A 19,854-nucleotide genomic window follows, 5' to 3' on the forward strand; every position below is an offset into this window, starting at 1 on the left:
TCAGGGGATGATGCCCGCGCGGCGCGCCGCCACCACCGTCTCCAGCCGGGTGTGGGTGCCCAGCTTCCGCATGGCGGAGCGCAGATACGCCTTGACGGTCTCCGGCTTGAGCCCCGTACGGGTGGCCACCGCGGCATTGGTGCCGCCGCCCGCGACGCAGGAGACCACGTCCACCTCGCGCGGGGTGAGCAGCGGGCCCGCCTTCGGCAAGGGCTGCTTGCGCTCATGGCCGGGGCCGCACGCGGAGGCCAGCCGGTAGCAGGCGCCGAGCAGTTCCCGGCGCAGCTCGCCCTCCGGCAACCGGTTTGCGAGGGTGCGCAGTTCGGCGTGTGCCTCTCGCACCTCCTCCCATGCGCGCGGGTCGCCGACGGGCGTCTGCTGAGCCTCCATCAGCCGCTGCGCCTCCTCGCGTACGGCGAGGGTCTGCTCCAGTTCCCGTACGGCGTCGGCGGCGGTGTCCAGCGCGCGGTCGCCGAGCGCCAGCGACTCGCGCAGCGCCGCGTACACCACGCCCCGCACCCGGCGGCGCACCACCACGGGCACCGCCAGCACGGAGCGCAGACCTTCCGCCGCGACCGCGGCGTCGTACTCGTGGCTGATCACGCGCGAGGAGCGGTAGTCGGTGACGGAGGCGGGCCTGGCGAGAGCGACGCACTTGCCGCCGAGTCCGTTGCCCGGTGCGATGGCCAGGCCGCGCAGCGCCTGCGTCGTCGTACCGGTCAACTCCGTGATGCGGAATCCGCGGCCCTCTCCGGTCATCCCCGCGAAGGCCACCGGGATCTCCGTCTTCCGGCGAAGCCTGGCCAGGGCGGCGCGTATCGCCCCGGATTCGGCCGGATCCGTCATGGCTGTCCCCTCTCGCGTTCTCCGCACGACGTCACCCCCTTTCGGGGGTGGTGAGGCGCAGATCACTCCCAGACGATGCTAAAGCCATGGCACGAGGAGGAGGAGGTCCCGGTGACCGGAGAATCGACGGCGCTCTCGTATGCGAGCGGGACCGCCACCACGCCGCTGCTGGGCGAGACGATCGGCAGCAATCTGGACCGGACCGCGGCCGCGCACCCCGACCGTGAGGCCCTCGTCGACGTACGCGACGGCAGGCGCTGGACGTATGCGCAGTTCGTGGCGGACGTCGACCAGCTCGCGCGCGGACTGCTGGCGCGCGGCATCGGCAAGGGCGACCGGGTGGGGATCTGGGCCGTCAACTGTCCGGAGTGGCTGCTGGTGCAGTACGCGACGGCGCGCATCGGCGCGGTGATGGTCAACATCAACCCCGCATACCGTACGCATGAACTGGCCTATGTACTGCGTCAGTCGGGCGTGCGACTCCTCATCGCGTCCACCGAGTACAAGACGAGCGACTACCGGGCCATGGCGCGGGAAGTGGCCGGAGAATGCCCCCAGTTGCTGGAGACCGTCCACATCGGCACCCCGTACTGGGAGGTGCTGACCAACGCGGGCGCTGAGATCACCGAGGACCAACTCCGCGCCGCACACGCCGTGCTGAGCTGTGACGACCCGGTGAACATCCAGTACACCTCGGGTACGACGGGCTTCCCCAAGGGTGCGACGCTCTCACACCACAACATCCTCAACAACGGTTATTTCGTGGGGGAGTTGCTGGGCTACACCGAGCAGGACAGGGTGTGTCTGCCGGTGCCCTTCTACCATTGCTTCGGCATGGTGATGGGCAACCTCGCCGCCACCAGCCACGGCGCCTGCGTCGTCATCCCGGCTCCCAGCTTCGAACCGGCCGCTTCGCTGAAGGCCGTCCAGGACGAGCGCTGCACCTCGCTGTACGGGGTGCCCACGATGTTCATCGCTGAGCTGGGGCTGCCCGACTTCCCCTCCTACGACCTGAGTTCGCTCCGTACCGGGATCATGGCCGGGTCGCCGTGCCCCGTGGAGGTCATGAAGCGCGTCGTGTCCGAGATGCACATGGACGAGGTCGCCATCTGCTACGGCATGACCGAGACGTCCCCGGTCTCCACCCAGACCCGCACGGACGACGACGTGGAGCGCCGCACCGAGACCGTCGGCCGGGTGCTGCCGCATCTGGAGGTCAAGGTCGTCGACCCGGGCAGCGGCGTGACGGTGCCCCGCGGCGAGCCAGGCGAACTGTGCACGCGCGGCTACTCGGTGATGCTCGGCTACTGGGAGGACGAGGAGCAGACCGCCCAGGTCATCGACCCGAGTCGCTGGATGCACACCGGCGACCTCGCCGTGATGCGCGAGGACGGCTACGTCGCCATCACGGGACGCATCAAGGACATGATCATCCGCGGGGGCGAGAACGTCTATCCGCGGGAGATCGAGGAGTTCCTCTACACCCATCCCAAGATCTCCGACGTACAGGTCGTGGGGGTGCCGGACGAGCGCTTCGGCGAGGAGATCCTGGCGTGCGTCATCCCGAACGACCACGGCGATCCCCCCGGGCAGGAGGAGGTCGCCGCGTACTGCGAGGGGCGGCTCGCGCACTACAAGATCCCCCGCTATCTGCGCGTCATGACGGAGTTCCCGATGACGGTCAGCGGCAAGGTCCGCAAGGTCGAGCTGCGCCGGCAGGCGATGGAGGAGACCGACGCGGCGCCGGGGCTGCTGCTGTAGCCGCGCCGTTCCCGGAGCGCCGCGCCGTTCCGGGAGCAGGGAGGGTCTGCCGGGGCGCCGGCGGATCAGTGCAGGCTCTCGGCGACCCCGAGGTCCAGCAGGGCACGGTCGGTGCCGCGGTCCGCGATCAGGCAGAGCCCAACGGGCAGGCCGCCCGCGGTCATCCGCGGCAGCACCAGGCACGGCAGCCCCGCCCCGGACGCCAGGCACGTCAGCTGGAGTGCCGCGCTCCGTACGGCGTCGCGCTCGGCGGTTCCGGACTCCCGCGCGGGCGCGGGCCCGGGCGCGGCGGGCAGCAGCAGCACCGTGCCGGGGGCCAGTGCCGCGCGAAGGGAGCGGGCGGTGGCCCGTACGGACTCCCTTGCCTGCTCCACCCGTTCCGCGGCGACCCCGGACGCCCAGGTGAAACGGCGCTCGATGTCCGGACCGAGGGCGCCGGGGTGTGCCGAGACCCATGCGCCGTCGCTCTCCCACACCTGCGCGGCCTGTGCGGCGGAGAAGGCTTCCGCGCGCTCCGCCGGGTCGCCGCCGAAGGCGAACTCCTCCCTGTGCAGCCCGAGTCGTCCGGCCAGCCCGGCCGCGGCGGAGCCGAAGGCCTCCCGCACCTCGGGGGTGGCGGGAGCGAGCAGGTCCGGTGCCACGAGCGCGGTGTGAAAGGAGCCGGGGGCCTCGCCGGGGCTCCGTTCGGGAGCCCGGCCGGGATCCTGGCCGGGACCCTGCGCGCGGCCGGTGTCCTTGCCCGTCGTCGTGCCGCCCGCCGCGGGCAGCAGCACGTCGCCCAGGCGTGCCAGCGTCGCGGCGTCCCGCGCGAGCCAGGCGACGGTGTCGAAGTCGGGGGAGAGCGGCAGCATTCCCGTGACGGGGACCGCGCCGTGCGTGGGACGCATCCCGTACAGGCCGCAGTACGAGGACGGCACCCGGATCGACCCGGCCGTGTCGGTGCCGAGACCGGCGTCGGCCTCACGCAGCGCCACGGCGGAGGCCGGGCCGCTGGAGGAGCCGCCCGGAATGCGGCCCGGGGCCTGCGGGTTGGGCGGGGTGCCGTAGTGGGCGTTCGTGCCGTCGAGGCTGTAGGTCAGCTCGTCGGTCTGGGCGATGCCGGTGATCTCGGCGCCCGCGTCGAGGAGGGCTTCGACCGCCCAGGCGTGCGTGCCCTCCGGTTCCGCTTCGGCGAGCCACTCGGGGTTGCCGGCGCCCACGCGCATGCCCGCGACCGCGAACACGTCCTTCACGGCGAGGCGCAGACCGCTCAGCGGTCCGGTGCCGGACGGGGCCACGAGCGGGGCGCCACGCTCCCGCCACACCGCCTTCTGCGAGTTGAGTCCGTACGTGGGTGGCGTCGACATGGGGCCTCCGCGGGCAGCCGGTCGAGAGAGCGGGGAATCGGGAGCGGGGAATCGGGAGACGGGAACCGGGGATCGGGATTCCGGAGGGGAGACGGGAGGAGAGGGCGGGGGAGACGGATGAGATGTACCCGGTCATCGCGCCCGCCGGACATCCGGCGCGTTCCGCCGTCTCACCGGCCGAAGAGCGGCTCCAGCCTGGCGGCGGTCTCAGACAGCGCACCGCGCAGCGCCAGCACTTCCTCCCGCGCCACCACGAACGTGACGGTCGAGATGCTGACCGCGCCGACGACCTGGTGACCGGCGGCGCGCACGGGCACAGCGACGCATCTGACGTTGGCCTCGTTCTCCTCCTCGTCCAGCGCGTACCCCTCCTCCCGTACCTGCGCCAGCTCCGCCTCCAGCCCGGCACGGGTGGTGATCGTCGCGGGCGTACGGCGCTCCAGGCCGGTGCGCTCGACCAGGCCGTCCAGGCTCTGCGCGTCCAGCCCGGACAGGACGCACTTCCCGATCGCCGTCGAGTGCAGCGGCTGGTACATGCCCACCCGCGAGGCCATCGCGAACGGCTGGTCGCCCTCGACCTTGTGCGTGTAGACGATGCGGTCGCCGCTGCGCACGCCGACGTGGACGGTCTGGCGCACCTCCTTCTGGAGCTCGACGAGCACGCGCTCGATGCTCTCGCCGCTGCCGGAACCGGTGACGGCGGCGCCCAGCGCGCGCACCGCGGGACCTATGCCGTAGCTGCCGCCCTCGTGCGCGACAGCCCAGCCCTCCTCGGTCAGTACGCGCAGCAGCCGGTGCGCGGTCGGCTTCGACAGCCCCGCGGAGGCGGCGAGCCGCGCGAGCGGCACCGGTGCCTGGGAGGAGCAGAGCACGTCGATCAGCCGGAGCAGCCGCCGCGGGCCGGCTCCGTCGCCGCTGCGGGCGCGGCCCCTGTGGCCGTCGCCGCCGGGGCCGCCGTCTCCGCCGCCGGGCGAGTCACGTGAGGTCGGGTCGGTCGGAGTCATTGACACCACCAGGCACTCTCCATAGGTTGCGGCAGGATTCTAGTTCCCGGAATTCCATTCCGCGAGACGGAAAACCGGGGTGCCGTCGATGTGGCCGGCACGTGAGGAGGCCTTATGACTGCGCAGGCAGAAGTGCGACACCTCTCGGACGTCGCCGCCAGACACGTACTGGCCAAGCACGGCACCGACACGGGCCGCCGCACCGGGTGGCTGATGATCTCCACGATCCTGATCGAGGCGTGGGACCTGTACGCGATCTCCTTCCTCCTGCTCTTCGTCAAGGAGGACCTGCACCCCAGCGCGAGCATGCTCGGCCTGGCTTCGGCCGCCGTACAGCTGGGAGCGCTCATCGGCGCGGTGTGCGGGGGCTGGTTCGCCGACCGGTTCGGGCGCCGCAAGGTCTTCATCACCACGATGGTGCTGTTCGTGATCCTCGCGCTGGCCCAGGGGTTCGCGAACAGCATGTGGGAGCTGGTGATCATCCGGTTCCTGCTGGGGCTTCCGCTGGGCAGCGACATCTCCACCGGCTACACGTACATCATGGAGACGATGCCCAAGGGCAAGCGGGAAGTGATGGGCAACCGCTGGCAGGGCATGTTCGGCCTCGGCGAGATCGCCGCGATCGCCGTCATCACCGCGATGTACCTCGGCGGCATGGATCACAGCCTGCTGTGGCGGGTCGGCCTCGCGCTGGGCGCCGTGCCCGCGCTCGTCCTCCTCATCGGGCGCCTCGATGTACCGGACACCGCGCTGTGGCTCATCCAGCGCGGCAAGTTCAAGCAGGCCAAGACCGTCGCGAAGAAGATGTTCGACGACGATCTGCCGATGCTGCCCGACGAGGACTTCGCCATGGAGCGCCCGCGCACCCGTGACTTCCTCGCGGGCATCCGCAGGGACCCCGTGCGCAGGCGGGCCAGCATCTTCGCCTGGATATCGAACGCGATGCAGGGCGCGGAGTTCGCCGCCTTCGCGTTCTATCTGCCGGTGATCCTCGTGCTCACCGGTGTGTCCGGCATCGGGGCCACCAACTTCATCACCGGGGCGATCTACGTCCTCGCCACCGTGAGCGGCTTCGTCGCCCCCGCCGTCACGCCCAAGCTGGGCCACCGCGGCATCGCCCGCTGGGGATTCGGCATGTCCTTCGTCTCGCTGCTGCTGGCCGCCCTCTTCCTCCACCTCGACTGGAAGGTGCTGGTGCCGTTCGCCGCGGCGGGTCTGATGTGGGGTCACTACTGGGCGGCCTCCAACGGCATGACCATCGCCTCGATGGTCGCGCCGAGCCGCTACAAGGCGACGGCCTCCGGCTTCGGCTACGTCTTCGTGAAGCTCGCGGCCTTCGTGACGATCTTCCTCTTCCCGGTGCTGTTCGAGAACCTCGGTGTGCCGCTGGCCACCGTCATCGTCTCGGTGCTGTCGCTGACCGGCTATCTCGCGGCGACGTACGTGCTGCCCGAGGTGTACGGATATGTCGAGCAGGAGGACGAGGACGCGGGCGGGAAGGACGCCGGGAAGGACGCCGGGAACGAAGGCGGGGCCGCGGGCGGAGGCTCCGGCGGTGCCAGCGGCGGCGCCAAGTCCCTCGCGGAGGAGGGTTCTTGAGCGCACACGGCGGTGTGCCCCGCATCGTGCACCTGGGCCTGGGCAATTTCCACCGTGCCCACCAGGCGCCGTACACCGAGGACGCGGCGGGCCGCGGCGACCCCTGGGAGATCACAGGGGTCGCCGGCACCACCCGCGGTGTCGTCGAGGCGCTGCACCGTCAGCGGATGCGCTACAGCGTCGTCACCCTCGCGCCGGGCAGCACCCGTGTACGCCAAGTCGCAAGCATCACCGACGCGTTCGTGGCGGCCGACGAACCGATGCGGCCCGTACGGGAGATCGCCGATCCGCGGACCCGGATCGTCTCCCTGACGGTCACGGAGAAGGGCTACGACATCAGCCCCCACACCGGACGTCTCGACCTGGATGCCCCGCACATACGGGCCGACCTGGAAGGGGGAGCCCCGCCGCGCAGCACCGTCGGCCGTCTCGCCGCCGGACTGCTGCGCCGGGTACTCGGCCCCGGCGCCCCCGTCACCGTGCTCAGCTGCGACAACATCACCGCCAACGGCGAAACCCTGCACGGGCTCGTGCGTGACTTCGCCGAGGCCATGCCGGGGCGCGACGGCGGTGAACTCCTCGCGTTCCTCCAGGAGTCGGTGACCTTCCCGGACACCATGGTCGACCGGATCGTGCCGGCCACGACGGACTTCCACCGGGGGCTGGCGGCCGAGGCGGGACACCGGGACGAGGTGCCCGTCCCCGCGGAGCCGTTCTCGATGTGGGTGATGCGCGACCGGTTCGCCGCGGGACGTCCCGCCTGGGAGGAGGCGGGCGCCGTGATGACGGACCGGGTGCACGACTACGAGACCGTCAAGGTCCGCCTGCTGAACGGCAGTCACTCCCTCCTGGCCTACCTCGGGCTGCTCACCGGGCGAGCCCTGATCGCGGACGCCGCCGCAGACCCCGGGCTCGGGCGTGCGGTGCGGCGCCTCGGCGACGAGTACGAGCCCACGCTCGGCCTTCCCGAGGGCTTCGACGTCGCCGCCTACCGCGCGGAGCTGGACGTACGCTTCGCCAACCGGCGGCTCGCGCACCGCACTTCACAGGTCGGTGCGGACGGTTCGCTCAAGCTCGCCCAGCGCGTGCCGGACGCCGCGCTGTGGCATCTGGACCGGGGCCGGGTACCGGCGGCGCTGGCGCTCACCGTCGCTGCGTGGCTGTGCTGCGCCGCATATCCGGAGCGGCTGGACGCGGATCGTACGGGAGTGCCCGCCGACCCCGGCGGTGAGCGGATACGCGCGCTGGCCGCCCGGTCCGGGGCGGCGGGCGGCAGCGGCGGCGGCAGTGCGCGGAGAGCGCGGCGCCTGGCCCACGCCTCGCTGGCCGACGAGGCGGTGCTGGGGCAACGGCTCGGCGAGCGCGGCGAGTTCACGGACACGGTGGCCGCGCTGCTGGAGACGCTGGAGACCGGGGGAGTGACGGCGGCGGTACGGGCGGTCTGCGAAGCCCCGTACGGGCAGGGGCCGTTGGAGCCCGGCGGGCCGAACGGGCCCGGAGAGAGCGGCGGTTCGCGGAAGACGGAGGCCCGGGAGTAGCGCCACCTCCGTCGGGAGCGAGCCCGGCGGCGAGCAGGCATCAGGCAGCAGGCGGCTTCGAGCAGCAAGGCAGCAGCCAGCTACGGACAGCAGCAAGACTCGGACAGCAGCAAGGCAGAGGAAGAGGCGGCAGGAAGGAGGCGTGCGGTGCGGGCCGTTGTCGTGCACGGTGCGGGCGATCTGCGCGTCGAGGAGCGCGCCGCTCCCCGCCCGCAGCCCGGCGAGGTGCTCCTCGCGATGACCCACGGCGGCGTCTGCGGCTCGGATCTGCACTACTACCGCGAGGGCGCGGTGGGTTCCTTCGCCCTGCGCGAGCCGCTGGTGCTCGGCCACGAGGTCGTGGGAAGGGTCGCCGAGGACCCCGCCGGGCGGTTTGCACCAGGCACACCCGTCGCCGTGCATCCGGGCACCTCGTGCCGTACGTGCCAGGAGTGCCGTCAGGGCTATCCCCAAGTCTGCCGCGAGGCGCGCTACTTGGGCTCCGCGGCGACGTTCCCCCACACCCAGGGCGGCTTCACCGGGCAACTGGCCGTCCCCGCCGGGCGCTTGCACGCGCTGCCCGGTGAACTCCCCCTCTCCAGAGCCGTGCTGGCCGAACCCCTCGCCGTCGCCCTGCACGCCCTGCGGCGCGCGGGCGGGGTGGCCGGGGCGCGGGTCCTCGTCAACGGCGCCGGGCCGATCGGGGCGCTGACCGCGGGTGCCGCCCGTGCGGGAGGCGCCGAGGAGGTGTGGGCGAGCGACATCCTGGAGCCGCAGCTGCGCATCGCCGGGCTCGCGGGGGCGGGCACGACCGTGCGGATCGGCGAGGACACGCTTCCGCCCGAGCACTTCGACGTGGTGATCGAGGCGTCCGGTGCGCCCGCGGCACCAGCCACGGTGATGGGCTCGGTGCGCAGACGCGGAGTGATCGTCCAGGTGGGATCAGCGCCCGCTGAGCCGGTGCGCGTGCCCTTCGGGCCCGTCGTGGCCAAGGAGATCGCGCTGCGCGGCACCTTCCGCTTCGAGAACGAACTGGACGCCGCCATCGCGATGCTGGCCTCCTCCGGCCGTCTGGAGGCGGTCGTCACCCGTACCTTCCCGCTGAGTGACGCGGTCGAGGCGATGGAGACCGCCGCCGACCCGGACGTCCCCGGGAAGGTGGTCCTCCTCCTCGACGGGGAAGACCCTTCCGCTTCCGGTACGGGCGGCGCCGCCGCAACCGGAACCAGAGGGCCCGCCGCCGCAGCCCCGGCTCCCGGGGGAAGTACGGGCGCGGGCCCGGACAGCACGACCGGCACCACACGGAGAGCAGCACCATGACCCGACTCGAACGGCGAATCCCGCGCCCCCGCGACCTCGCCCCCCTGCTGCGGCTGAAGACCCGGCCCAGGAGCGCCGTGGAGCGCAGGCTCGCGAACGCCCACACCATCTGGGATCTGCGCCGCATCGCCCGGCGCCGCACGCCGGCGGGCCCGTTCGACTACACCGACGGCGCCGCGGACGGCGAGGTCGGGGTGCGCCGTGCCCGGGAGGCCTTCGAGGACCTGGAGTTCCGGCCCGGCGTGCTGCGCGACGTCGAGCACGCCGACACTTCCACGACCGTGCTCGGAGGACGTTCCGCGCTGCCCTTCGGCCTGGCCCCCACCGGCTTCACGCGCATGATGCACTCCGCGGGCGAACGTGCCGTCGTGGCCGCCGCCGAGCAGGCCGGCATCCCGTACGCGCTGTCCACCGTCGGCACCACGTCGATCGAGCAGGTCGCCGAGACGGCGCCCGCGGCACGCAAGTGGTTCCAGCTGTATCTGTGGAGGGACCGCGACCTCTCCCGGGAGCTGGTCGCCAACGCCAAGGCCGCCGGATACGAGGCGCTCATCGTCACCGTCGACGTTCCCGTGAACGGCAACCGCCTGCGCGACCTGCGCAACGGCATGACGATCCCGCCTCAGCTGACGCTCAGGACGTTCCTCGACGCCTCCTACCGCTGGGAGTGGTGGCTGAACTTCCTGACCACCGAGCCGTACACGTTCGCCTTCGACAAGGACGGCCACGGCGCGCTCACCGAACTCGTCAGCAAGCTCTACGACCCGACCGTCACCTTCGACGACCTGGAGTGGATACGCGAGGTGTGGGACGGCCCGATCATGGTCAAGGGCATCCAGACCGTGGCCGACGCCCGGGCCGTCATGGACCACGGCGCGGACGGCGTGATCGTCTCCAACCACGGCGGGCGCCAGCTGGACCGGGCGCCGGTGCCGCTGCATCTGCTTCCCCGCATCGCCGAGGCGGTGGGGGAGCGCGGCACCGTCATGCTGGACACCGGGATCACGAACGGCGGCGACATCGTGGCCGCGCTGGCCCTGGGCGCCGACTTCGCGCTCGTCGGCCGCGCGTATCTCTACGGGCTGATGGCCGGCGGCGAGGCGGGCGTGGCGCGCGCGATCGCCATCCTCGCCGCCGAGACCGAGCGCACCATGAAGCTGCTCGGCGTCACCTCCGTCGGCGAACTCGGCCCGGACCACGTGCGGTTGATGACCAGGCGCGTCCCGGTCGCGGGAGACGGGAAGGGCTGAGGCGGCGGCGTCGCGGGGCGCCGTCCCGGTACGGGCCGGGACCGCTCCCTGTGCCGCTCCGGGTACCGCCTCCGCGAGCCCCACCCGGGGCTGGTGGCGGCCGTCCATCTGTGGAAGCGTGATCGCGGCGCTGCCGACGGGCAGCCCGTCGCACACGTCGCACCCACCGCATCAGCCGCACGCGCCGCACCCCGCGCGCCCGCACCGGCCGCGGAGCGCGCAGCACCGCGCCTCCGTCCGCGGTGCCGTGCCGGCACGCACCGCACCGCACCAGAGGAGCAGACCCCTTCATGGACACCCCCGCCCACGCCGCCGTCCGCGTGCTGCCGACGGAGACGACCGGCGACACGGCCGAGCGCGAGGCCACGGTGGCCCTCCTTCCCGTCGGCAGCTACGAACAGCACGGGCCGTACCTGCCGCTGTCCACGGACACGCTCATCGCATGCTCCGTGGCGGAGCGGGTCGCAGCCTCGTACCGGGTGCAGCCGCTGCCGCCGCTGACGGTCTCCTGCTCCCAGGAGCACGCGAGCTGGCCGGGGACGGTCAGCATCACCGCGGCCACCCTCGGCGCCGTCGTACGGGACATCGCGCACTCGCTGCGCCGCTCCGGGGTGGACAAGCTGGTCCTGGTCAACGGCCACGGCGGCAACTACGTGCTGCGGAACGTCGTGCAGGAGGCCACCGCCGAGGGGCACCGCATGGCGCTCTTCCCCGTGGCCGCCGACTGGGAGGAGGCCGCGGCGAAGGCCGGGGTGGAGACGCCCGCACGCAGCGACATGCACGCCGGCGAGCTGGAGACCTCGATCCTGCTGCACACCCGCCCCGACTGCATACGTGAGGGCTACGACACCGCCGACCACATCAGCGACGACCGGCGGCATCTGCACGCGCTCGGGCTCGGCCCGTACACCGAGTCGGGAGTCGTCGGCAGACCCTCGCTGGCCACGGCACGCAAGGGCGACGACGTGCTCACCGCGCTCGCCGCCGCATTCGCCGGCCACCTTCGCGTACTGGAGTCCCGGTGACGACGTCGGACCGGCACGCAACGGCGGCCGCCAGGGCCGAAGCCGGAGCCGAAGCCGGAGCCGGAACCGGCCCGGCCGACGGGACAGGGACGCTCGACGGCGAGGCGGCCTGGGAACTGCTGCTGCCCGTGCGCACCCCCGCGGACGCCGCCGGGGCCGGGCTCGTACGGGGCGAGGACGGAGCGTGGCGCTGGAGCCGGGCCGCCTCGGCCGAGGCGCAGACCCTCGCCTCCCTCTACACCCCGCTCTGCCTCGCCGGCGCCGACGTGGGGTTCGCCCAGCTCGGCCAGAGCATCGACGGCTTCATCGCCACCCGCACCGGCCACTCCAACTACGTCACGGGCGAAGAGGACCGGCTCCACCTGCACCGGCTGCGTGCCCTGTCGGACGCCGTGCTCGTCGGCGCGGGCACCACGGTCGCCGACGATCCGCAGCTGACGGTGCGCGCCTGCGCCGGCGCCAGCCCCGTGCGCGTCGTGCTCGACCCGAGCGGCCGAGCCGGCCGGGACAGGCCGGACGCGAAGGTCTTCACCGACGGGCGGGCGAGGACGCTGCGCCTCGTCGGACAGGACGCGGGAGCGGGTGACGGCGCCGCCGGCCGGGCCCGTGACCGCGGCGAGGAGACCGTCGAACTCCCGCGCGGCGACGCCGGGTTCGAGCCGCGGCTAATACTGGAGACCCTCGCCCGCCGCGGCCTTCGCCGGATACTTGTGGAGGGCGGCGGCGCGACGGTGTCCGGGTTCCTCCGCGCGGAAGTGCTGCACCGGCTGTACGTCACGGTCGCGCCGGTCCTCCTCGGAGACGGCGTACCCGGGCTCCGCTTCCCAGGGCCCGTACGGATGGGGGAGGCCCTGTGGCCCCGGGCCCGTTCCTTCCGCCTCGGCACGGACATGCTCTTCGAACTCGACCTCCGGCACCTCGCGAGCGGCCCCGCGCCCGCGTGAACGCCGGGCCGCCGGCAGCCGGTACGCCAGTACGGCCGCTCCCGGCAGGCTGGAGAGCAGCGCCAGCGCACCGTAGACGACGGCGGAGGCCAGCCCCTGGGTCGCGCCCAGCCCGGCGGCGCCGAACGCGAGCGCGCACATGCCCTCGCGCGGGCCCCACCCGCCGATGTTGACCGGCAGCGCCATCACGAGCAGCGCCATCAGCAGCGGCGCCACCAGTGCGCTGACCGGCGCCGAGGAGCCCGCGACGCGTGCCGAGGTGACGAACAGCCCCAGATGCCCGCAGAGGGCGAGTACGGAGAAGACCAGCACCGGCGGCCAGGTGTCGCGCGCGAAGAGCCCAGCACGTGCGTCGACGAGGAAGACCCCCAGGTCGCGGCGCCACTTCGCGGCGCGCCCGCCCCGTCCGGCGAGCACCGCCACGGCGACCGCGGCCACCGCGAGCAGCACCAGACCGGCGGTGGCGAGCGGCACTTCGAGTGCGCCAAGCACCGGCAGCGGCGGGGTGGCGACGACGAGCACCACGACGCCCGCGGCCACGATCACGGCCTGGCCCGCGGTGCGTTCCAGCACCACGGCCCGTACGCCGCGTCCGACGTCGCCGGCGTCGCGGCCGTTGCGCACCGCCCGGTGCACGTCGCCCAGCACGCCCGAGGGCAGCGTCGCGTTGAGGAAGAGCGCCTGGTAGTAGTCGGCGACCGCCGTACGCAGCCGCAGCGGTATCCCGAGCTTCCGCGATACGACACACCAGCGCCACGCGCTGAGAACCGTGGCGGGAACGCTGAAGGCGAACGTCAGCAGGACCGCCTGGGCGTCTATCCGGCCGAGCGCCCCCAGCAGCGTGGACGTTCCGAGCCGGTGGACCACCACGCCCAGGATGAGCAGGGCCGCCGGCATGCGCAGCCGGCGCCAGACCGCGCCGCCCTTCGTACGGCCGCGCCCGGGGCGGGACTTCGCGGGGTCCGCGGGGTCCGCGGGCTCGTCCGTACGGTCTCCGGTGGGGTCCTCGGGGCCGGTGCGGTTCTCGGGGCCGGTGGGGTCATCGGGGTCGGGGAGGTCTGCCGTACGGCCGTCCGTACGCTCCGCCGTGCGGCCGGTCATGCCGGAACAGTCCCCGCCGGGTCTCCGGGCAGCGCCAGCAGATCGCGGTGGTGGACCACGGCCCGCAGCTCGCCCGCGTCGCAGGCGTCGAGTCTGCGCCGCAGATAGTCCTCGCTCGCCGCCTCCAGCGACGGCTCCTGCGCACACGCCGCCGCCACCCAGCCCAGCAGCCACTGCGCCGTCAGCGCGCGGTCGTCGGGGCCGAGCCGCCACGGGCTGGGGCGGGTGCGGACCGTGGCGCCGTTGCGTTCGAAGGCGGCCGTCGCGGCGTCGACCGCGTCCGGGCCGAGCAGCCGGCGACCGCCGTCGGTGCGCCGCTGGTGTGCGTTGAAGGCCGCGTTGAACTTCTCGTCCAGCGGATCGGCCGGACCGATCTCGACTCGGCCCTCCACCGAGAGCGCCAGCAGCACCGCGCAGCCCGCCTCGGCGCAGGCCGCCGCGAGCGCCTCCATCTCGTCCGCCGTGAGCAGATCGAGCAGCGCGGACGCCGTCACCAGGGAGGTGCCGGCCAGGTCGTCTCCGGTGAGCCGGGTGATGTCCCGCTGCTGCGGGATCACTTCGAGGGGGCTGCCGTCGGCGGCCTCGCGCGGCATGCGGGCGGCGATGTTCTCCAGCAGCGCCGGATCGCGGTCGTACATGAACCAGCTCTGCGGCCCGGGCAGCCGGGAGGCCAGCCAGCGCCCCATCGAGCCCGTACCGCACCCCAGGTCCCGGACCGTCAGCCCGCCGGACGCGGCGGCCCCCGCGAGGAAGCCGACGAGGGGATCGAGAAGCTGCTCCGCGCGGGCGCGGACGTCCGCGTCCTCACGCAGCGCGAGCCACTCGGGGGCGTAGCGGGGCGAGCCGACAGTGTTCAAGCGCTACTCCGTTATTCGAGCCGGAGACGCTCCAGCACCCCGGCCAGCTGACGAGAGCTTTCGGCCCAACCCTGCAACCCGGTCCGGCGCCCGTGTGCGGATGTTGTCAGATGCGAACGAATTCCTGGATCCGTGAGCCAAGTGTGCAGCGCAGCCGCTAGAGCTGCGGTGTTTCCAGGTGGCACCAGAATGCCCGGAATGGTCCCGTCGGGTGCCGTGCCCACGGTGTACGGGACGGCACCGGCCTCCGTCGCGAGCACGGGGACACCGCGGGCGAGCGCCTCGGTGAGCACCATGCCGTAGGTCTCCGTGTGTGAGGGGAGCACGAGCAGGTCCGCGGCGTCGTACGCCGCGGCCAGGGCGTCGCCCTCCAGCGCGCCGGTGAGGTGCACGCGCCCGTCCAGTCCGCTCTCCTCGATGCGGCGGCGCAGCAGCCGTACGTAGTGAGGTGCGCGGTCCAGCGGACCCGTCAGCTCACACGTCCACTCCACGGCGGGGTCCAGGGTGGGGTCCAGGGTGGAGAGGGCCTCGACGAGCACGTCCTGCCCCTTGCGCGGTGTGACCGCGGCGACGCACAGCAGTCGCGAGGCGCCGTCGGTGCCGCGTGCGAGCGGCGCCGGGTCGGTGCCCGGGAGCACGGAGTGGACGCGCGTCGCGTCCAGCCCGTGCCGCGCGGCCACTTCGCGGGCCGCCCAGTCGCTGGTGACGACGACTGCGGCGGCGGAGTGCAGGGCCTGCCGCTCCAGCCGTCCCAGCTCCGCCGCCTCGGCCGGGGCGAGGCCCGTCTCGTCCGCGAGCGGCAGGTGCACCAGCACCGCGAGACGCAGCCGGCGGGCCTGGGGCACGACGACGTCCGGGACGCCGCACGCCACGAGTCCGTCGATCAGCACCACCGCACCGTCCGGCAACTCGCGGAGCACGGCGGCCAGTTCGGCGCGTGCCGGCTCAGAGGGACGCGGCCAGGTGCCGGCGACCGCCGTCTCCCGCACCGCCGTGCCCGCCGCGTCCAACTCGCGGCAGATCCTGCGGTCGTAGGCGTTGCCGCCGCTGACGGAGCGCGGATCGTCCACGTCCCCGGGCACGATCACATGGACGGGTGGCGCGGACGCGCCGGAGGCGGCGTCCGCACCGCTCACAGCGGTCGCTCGTAACCGGCCCACGCGACATGCGATTCGTGCAGCGTCACCGAGATTCCCTCCAGGCCGCGGGCGCCCTCGCCGAGCGCGCCCGCGTGGACGCGCTCGGCGATTCGGTCGGCGACGACCCTCGCCAGCATCTCCGTGGAGGTGTTGACCCCGGCGAAGTCGGGCTCGTCGTCGAGGTTGCGGTAGTTGAGGTCCGACAGGACCGCGTTGAGCTCCCCGGTGGCGGCGCCGATGTCCACGACGATGCCGTCGGCGTCGAGTTCGCGGCGCCGGAAGGTGGCGTCGACGACGAACGTCGCTCCGTGCAGGCGCTGTGCCGGGCCGAAGACGTCACCGCGGAAGCTGTGGGCGATCATCATGTGGTCACGGACGGTGATGCTGTACATCGGCTCACTTTCCTTTTGCGTTGCCCCTGCGGGCGGTCGGTGTTGCGCGGCGGCTCGTCGGGCTCGCCTGCCGGGCGCGGGAAGCTGATTCGGCTCAGCCGGCCCGGGAGCCCTCGGCGCCCGGGGCCTCCGCGGAAGCGTCGTCGTCGGTGATGTCGTCGTAGGTGATGAGGTGGCACAGCGCGGGCAGTTCGCCGGCGGCGATGCGCGGCATCACCTCCGGCAGCTCGCCGAACCGCGACTCCCCGGTGATCAGTGTCTCCAGTGCGGGATCGGCGAGCAGTTCCAGTGCGAGCGCCATCCGGTCGGCGAACGTACGGCGGGTACGGCGCGCGGGCGGCAGCGCCCCGACCTGGCTGCTGCGCAGCACCAGACGCCGCGAGTGGAAGGCCTCGCCCAGCGGGACGCCGACCTTCCGGTCCCCGTACCAGCTGAGTTCGATGATCTCCGCGTCGGCCGCGGCCAGTTCCAGTGACCGCGCGAGGCCCTCCTGCGACGTGCTCGCGTGCACGACGGTGTCGCACTCGCCGGCGGCCTGGCCGGGCAGGGCGAAGGGGACGCCCAGCGCCTCGGCGACGGCCGCCCGCGCCGGGTCGGAGTCGACCAACTCCACGCGCACGGCGGGGAATCGGGACAGCACGGAGGCCACGCAGCAGCCGACCATTCCCGCGCCGACGACCGCGATGCGGTCGCCCAGCGCCGGGGCCGCGTCCCACACGGCGTTCACCGCGGTCTCCACCGTCCCGGCGAGCACGGCACGCCTCGCGGGCACCGCCTCCGGTACCGGCGTCACGGCGTCCGCGGGCACCACGTACCGGGTCTGGTGGGGGTAGAGGCAGAAGACGGTGCGGCCCACCAGGCCCGGGTCGCCGGCCTCTTCGACGACGCCCGCATTGAGATAGCCGTACTTCACCGGACCCGGGAAATCGCCCTCCTGAAAGGGCGCGCGCATCACGTCGTGCTGGCTTTCGGGCACGCGGCCGTCGAAGACGAGCGTTTCCGTTCCGCGGCTTACGCCCGAATAAAGCGTGCGGACGAGGACTTCGCCCGGCCCGGGAGAGCGCAGGGCAAGGGACCGAATCTCGCCGGAACCGGGGGAGCGCAGCCAGTAGGCGAGAGCAGTGCGCTCCATCTATGTGTCCTCCAGGTATTGCGACAACTGCTAAGCCTTCACATCTCAGCGGCCACTCGTACCATAATCAGCCCCCTTCGACTCCGCCATATGCACCAGGAGGCGTGATGAGCAGCCAGCACAGGCAGGTCAGGCGGGCCACGGACCAGTTGAAACTCCAGACGGCGATCGGAATGGCCGGGCAGCTGCTGCTCCTGGGAATCCTGTGGGGAGTGACCGGGCTCGGGCCGGTGGGCTGGGTGATCGGGGTGGCGTGCGGCGCGAGCCTGTGCGCACTCCTGCTGCGGTCGGGGAAGCCGGCCCTCGGACCGGCGGATCTCGTCACGTTGAGCAGAGCGGTACTCGCCGGGGGCACCGCGGCGCTCGTCGCGGACCAGGGGCGGGACGCCTCCCTCGTCGTGGTCGCCGTCGTGGCCAGCTCGGCGCTGGTGCTCGACGCCGTGGACGGGCTGGTGGCGAGGCGGACCAGGACGGCCTCCGCGCTCGGTGCGCGCTTCGACATGGAGACCGACGCGTTCCTGATACTCGTGCTCAGCGCGTTCGTCGGCCTCTTCGTGGGCATGTGGGTGCTGGCCATCGGCGCGATCCGGTACGTCTTCGTCGCCGCGCAGCAGGTGCTGCCGTGGCTGCGGGGGCCGCTGCCGCCGAGCCGCGCGCGCAAGACCGTCGCGGCGGTGCAGGGGATCGCTCTGGTTGTGGCCGGATCCGGACTGGTGCCGGGACCGGTCGCGGTATTCGTTGCGGGAGGTGCGCTCGCGGCGCTCGTGTGGTCCTTCGGGCGCGACATCGCCTGGCTGTGGCACGTACGCACGCTGCCGGTGATCGCCGAAGGCGCCCTGGAACTCGCGGTGGTGAAACCGGGCGGAGGCTCGCCCGCGCCCGGCGGTAACGGGGGCTGAGCGAGATGACGAGCGGCGAAATGCCCGGTAAACGGCACATTCCCACCGGCTCCGTGCAATCAATTCCACGTACACGCAAGCCGGTTGTGGATTCTCCTAAAAAAACCGATGCGGAGTTGGCCGCCGGGTATGCTCGGCGCATGGCGTACCAGGAAGTCTCTGTGAACGGCTCCCCGCGGCAAACCGCCGCTGTCGAGAGGGTGGTGGAGGTCCGGCTGCCCACGGTCCATGGAGAATTCCGGGCCATCGGATACATGGACACCCGCACCAACCAAGAGCAAGTCGCGCTCGTGCACGGCGAGATTGCGGACGGCGCACTCACGCGCGTGCATTCGGAGTGCCTCACCGGCGAGGTCTTCGGCTCCACCCACTGCGAGTGCGGTGACCAGCTGGGCACGGCGATGCGGATGATGGTCGCGGACGGTTCCGGGATCCTCATCTACATACAGGGGCACGAAGGCCGGGGAATCGGCCTGCTCGCGAAGCTCAAGGCGTTGCAGCTCCAGCAGGCCGAAGGCCTCGACACGGTCGAGGCCAACCTGGCGCTCGGTCTTCCCGTCGACGCCCGTGAGTACACGGTGGCGGTGGAAATTCTCAACGACCTCGGCGTGGAGTCCGTACGTCTCCTGTCGAACAATCCGAGAAAGCGCGACGCTCTCGAAGCGAACGGCATAAGAATCGCCGAACGCATTCCGCTGCTGATCCCGCCGAACAAGGAGAACCACCAGTATCTCCTCGCGAAGCGGAAGCGTCTCGACCACAGCCTCCCGCATCTCGACGGACTGCTCGGCTGAGTCCGGCGCCGGCTGAGTCCGGCACCGGGCCCGGCGGTTCAGCCCGGTAGGGGCGCGGCCTCGTCTTCCGGCTCTCCGGGAGGCGACTCCAGCAGTCCCTCCACGGCCGCTGCGCTCCAGTGCCCGGCGGCTCCGCGCCGCGAGGCGAGATACGCGGCTATGCGCGCGGCGGGCCAGCCGTGCGATTCGGCCAGCCCCGAGGCGAGATGCCGGAGATAGACCGCGGCCGGGGGATTGCCCGGCACGCCGTCGCGCCCCCAGGGAGCGGTGAAGGTCAGCACGGGACGGTCCTCGACGGTGCCCGCGCACACCAGCGTCTCGTAGCGCCCGCCGCCCACCTCGCACCTGCCCGAGGTCAGCACCTCCCGCAGATCGAGATCCGTGCCCGGTTCCCGGTGCATCTCCTGCGCGGCGATGTCGGAGAACTGCCCGGCCGTCACCAGCCACGCGCGTGCGGCCGTGTGCCCCTCGGCATCGGGGTCGTAGAAGGCCGAACCGCCCGTCCACACCGGGGACTCCATGGCGAAGTAGAGCTCGCCGGGAAGCATGACCGGCAGAGCGCGCTCCGGCGGGCGCGGATCGCGGCAGCCGGGCTGCGCCTTGCGGCCGCCCTCGGGCCGCCCGCCGGTGAGATAGCAACTCAGCCGGGACCGGTGCATGTTGGACCCGAAGGCCGCATACCACACCTGCCGGGGCGCGGTGAACTCGCGCTGCTGCGGAGGCAGTCGGCGTCGGACGATCACTGAGTGCTCCGGGGTAGGGGTCGCGTACGTGAGGCACGGGTACTGCACCGGCGCAGGCCGGGCCGTCGGACCCTGGATGGGCCGCTGGTGTGCCTACCCCCGTCGCCGGACCGGCGAACAGTGTGTCTCGTCACCCCCGGTCACGGACTCCCGCTGCGCGCGCGCCCGTGACCGCCGCCCGATGG

At 72.6% G+C, this 19,854-nt stretch carries 17 protein-coding genes and 1 pseudogene; 9 read left to right on the forward strand and 9 right to left on the reverse strand.

Features of this window, described 5'->3' with window-relative positions; genetic code table 11:
* Positions 1–846, reverse strand: a complete 846-nt coding sequence (locus HCC61_RS10640) for a helix-turn-helix transcriptional regulator (protein WP_169135037.1) — start codon at positions 844–846, stop codon at positions 1–3.
* A gap of 111 nt (positions 847–957) precedes the next feature.
* On the opposite strand from HCC61_RS10640, the gene HCC61_RS10645 reads away from it, so the two are divergent.
* A complete protein-coding gene (locus tag HCC61_RS10645) occupies positions 958–2,607 on the forward strand; it encodes an AMP-binding protein (protein WP_346777125.1) in 1,650 nt (549 codons plus the stop codon).
* Positions 2,608–2,672: 65 nt separating this feature from the next.
* Here HCC61_RS10645 and HCC61_RS10650 read toward each other — a convergent pair whose 3' ends face one another.
* Together HCC61_RS10650 and HCC61_RS10655 are read right to left on the reverse strand one after the other, a co-directional pair.
* Positions 2,673–3,953: an amidase family protein gene (locus tag HCC61_RS10650; protein ID WP_169135039.1), complete on the reverse strand. Its 1,281-nt coding sequence runs from the start codon at positions 3,951–3,953 to the stop codon at positions 2,673–2,675.
* Between the two features lie 170 nt (positions 3,954–4,123).
* Positions 4,124–4,957, reverse strand: a complete 834-nt coding sequence (locus HCC61_RS10655; RefSeq protein ID WP_206322300.1) for an IclR family transcriptional regulator — start codon at positions 4,955–4,957, stop codon at positions 4,124–4,126.
* Between the two features lie 114 nt (positions 4,958–5,071).
* Here HCC61_RS10655 and HCC61_RS10660 point away from each other — a divergent pair, with 114 nt between their 5' ends.
* The 6 genes from HCC61_RS10660 to HCC61_RS10685 all read left to right on the forward strand — a co-directional run bounded on the left by HCC61_RS10660 (position 5,072) and on the right by HCC61_RS10685 (position 12,612).
* A complete protein-coding gene (locus tag HCC61_RS10660; protein WP_169135041.1) occupies positions 5,072–6,556 on the forward strand; it encodes an MFS transporter in 1,485 nt (494 codons plus the stop codon).
* Complete coding sequence (locus HCC61_RS10665; protein ID WP_169135042.1) at positions 6,553–8,094, forward strand: mannitol dehydrogenase family protein; 1,542 nt, start codon at positions 6,553–6,555, stop codon at positions 8,092–8,094. The genes HCC61_RS10660 and HCC61_RS10665 overlap by 4 nt, the downstream gene beginning before the upstream one ends.
* Before the next feature lie 147 nt (positions 8,095–8,241).
* Complete coding sequence (locus HCC61_RS10670; RefSeq protein WP_169135043.1) at positions 8,242–9,393, forward strand: L-idonate 5-dehydrogenase; 1,152 nt, start codon at positions 8,242–8,244, stop codon at positions 9,391–9,393.
* Positions 9,390–10,643: an alpha-hydroxy acid oxidase gene (locus tag HCC61_RS10675; protein WP_169135044.1), complete on the forward strand. Its 1,254-nt coding sequence runs from the start codon at positions 9,390–9,392 to the stop codon at positions 10,641–10,643. Before HCC61_RS10670 ends, HCC61_RS10675 begins: the two co-directional genes overlap by 4 nt.
* Before the next feature lie 290 nt (positions 10,644–10,933).
* On the forward strand, positions 10,934–11,668 hold the full coding sequence (locus tag HCC61_RS10680; protein WP_169135045.1) for a creatininase family protein: 735 nt from the start codon (positions 10,934–10,936) through the stop codon (positions 11,666–11,668).
* A gap of 266 nt (positions 11,669–11,934) precedes the next feature.
* On the forward strand, positions 11,935–12,612 hold the full coding sequence (locus HCC61_RS10685; RefSeq protein WP_346777140.1) for a RibD family protein: 678 nt from the start codon (positions 11,935–11,937) through the stop codon (positions 12,610–12,612).
* Positions 12,613–12,717: 105 nt separating this feature from the next.
* Here HCC61_RS10685 and HCC61_RS30635 read toward each other — a convergent pair.
* The 5 genes and pseudogenes from HCC61_RS30635 to HCC61_RS10710 form a co-directional block, all read right to left on the reverse strand.
* Positions 12,718–13,713, reverse strand: a pseudogene (locus tag HCC61_RS30635) (lysylphosphatidylglycerol synthase transmembrane domain-containing protein); the annotation flags it as partial.
* Positions 13,710–14,570, reverse strand: coding sequence for a class I SAM-dependent methyltransferase (locus HCC61_RS10695; RefSeq protein WP_169135047.1), 861 nt, complete (start codon positions 14,568–14,570; stop codon positions 13,710–13,712). The pseudogene HCC61_RS30635 and the gene HCC61_RS10695, both read right to left, overlap by 4 nt.
* 11 nt (positions 14,571–14,581) lie before the next feature.
* Positions 14,582–15,706 (reverse strand): glycosyltransferase family 4 protein, encoded by a 1,125-nt coding sequence (locus HCC61_RS10700; RefSeq protein WP_346777126.1) that lies wholly within the window; start codon positions 15,704–15,706, stop codon positions 14,582–14,584.
* Positions 15,703–16,101, reverse strand: a complete 399-nt coding sequence (locus HCC61_RS10705) for a 6-carboxytetrahydropterin synthase (protein ID WP_169135049.1) — start codon at positions 16,099–16,101, stop codon at positions 15,703–15,705. The genes HCC61_RS10700 and HCC61_RS10705 overlap by 4 nt, the downstream gene beginning before the upstream one ends.
* Positions 16,102–16,195: 94 nt before the next feature.
* Entirely contained in the window at positions 16,196–17,233 is a 1,038-nt protein-coding gene (locus HCC61_RS10710; protein ID WP_169135050.1) for a zinc-binding alcohol dehydrogenase, read from the reverse strand.
* Positions 17,234–17,340: 107 nt separating this feature from the next.
* Between HCC61_RS10710 and HCC61_RS10715 the strand changes: the two genes are divergently transcribed.
* Positions 17,341–18,132 (forward strand): CDP-alcohol phosphatidyltransferase family protein, encoded by a 792-nt coding sequence (locus HCC61_RS10715; protein WP_206322301.1) that lies wholly within the window; start codon positions 17,341–17,343, stop codon positions 18,130–18,132.
* A 140-nt stretch (positions 18,133–18,272) separates the two neighbouring features.
* Complete coding sequence (gene ribA / locus HCC61_RS10720) at positions 18,273–18,926, forward strand: GTP cyclohydrolase II (RefSeq protein WP_169135051.1); 654 nt, start codon at positions 18,273–18,275, stop codon at positions 18,924–18,926.
* A gap of 38 nt (positions 18,927–18,964) precedes the next feature.
* Here ribA and HCC61_RS10725 read toward each other — a convergent pair whose 3' ends face one another.
* Positions 18,965–19,669 carry a histone deacetylase gene (locus HCC61_RS10725; RefSeq protein WP_346777127.1) on the reverse strand — a complete coding sequence of 235 codons (705 nt, stop codon included), beginning with the start codon at positions 19,667–19,669 and terminating at the stop codon, positions 18,965–18,967.
* Positions 19,670–19,854: the final 185 nt, after the last annotated feature.

Origin of the sequence: Streptomyces sp. HNM0575, from assembly GCF_012726265.1 — a bacterium.
Lineage (GTDB): Bacteria > Actinomycetota > Actinomycetes > Streptomycetales > Streptomycetaceae > Streptomyces.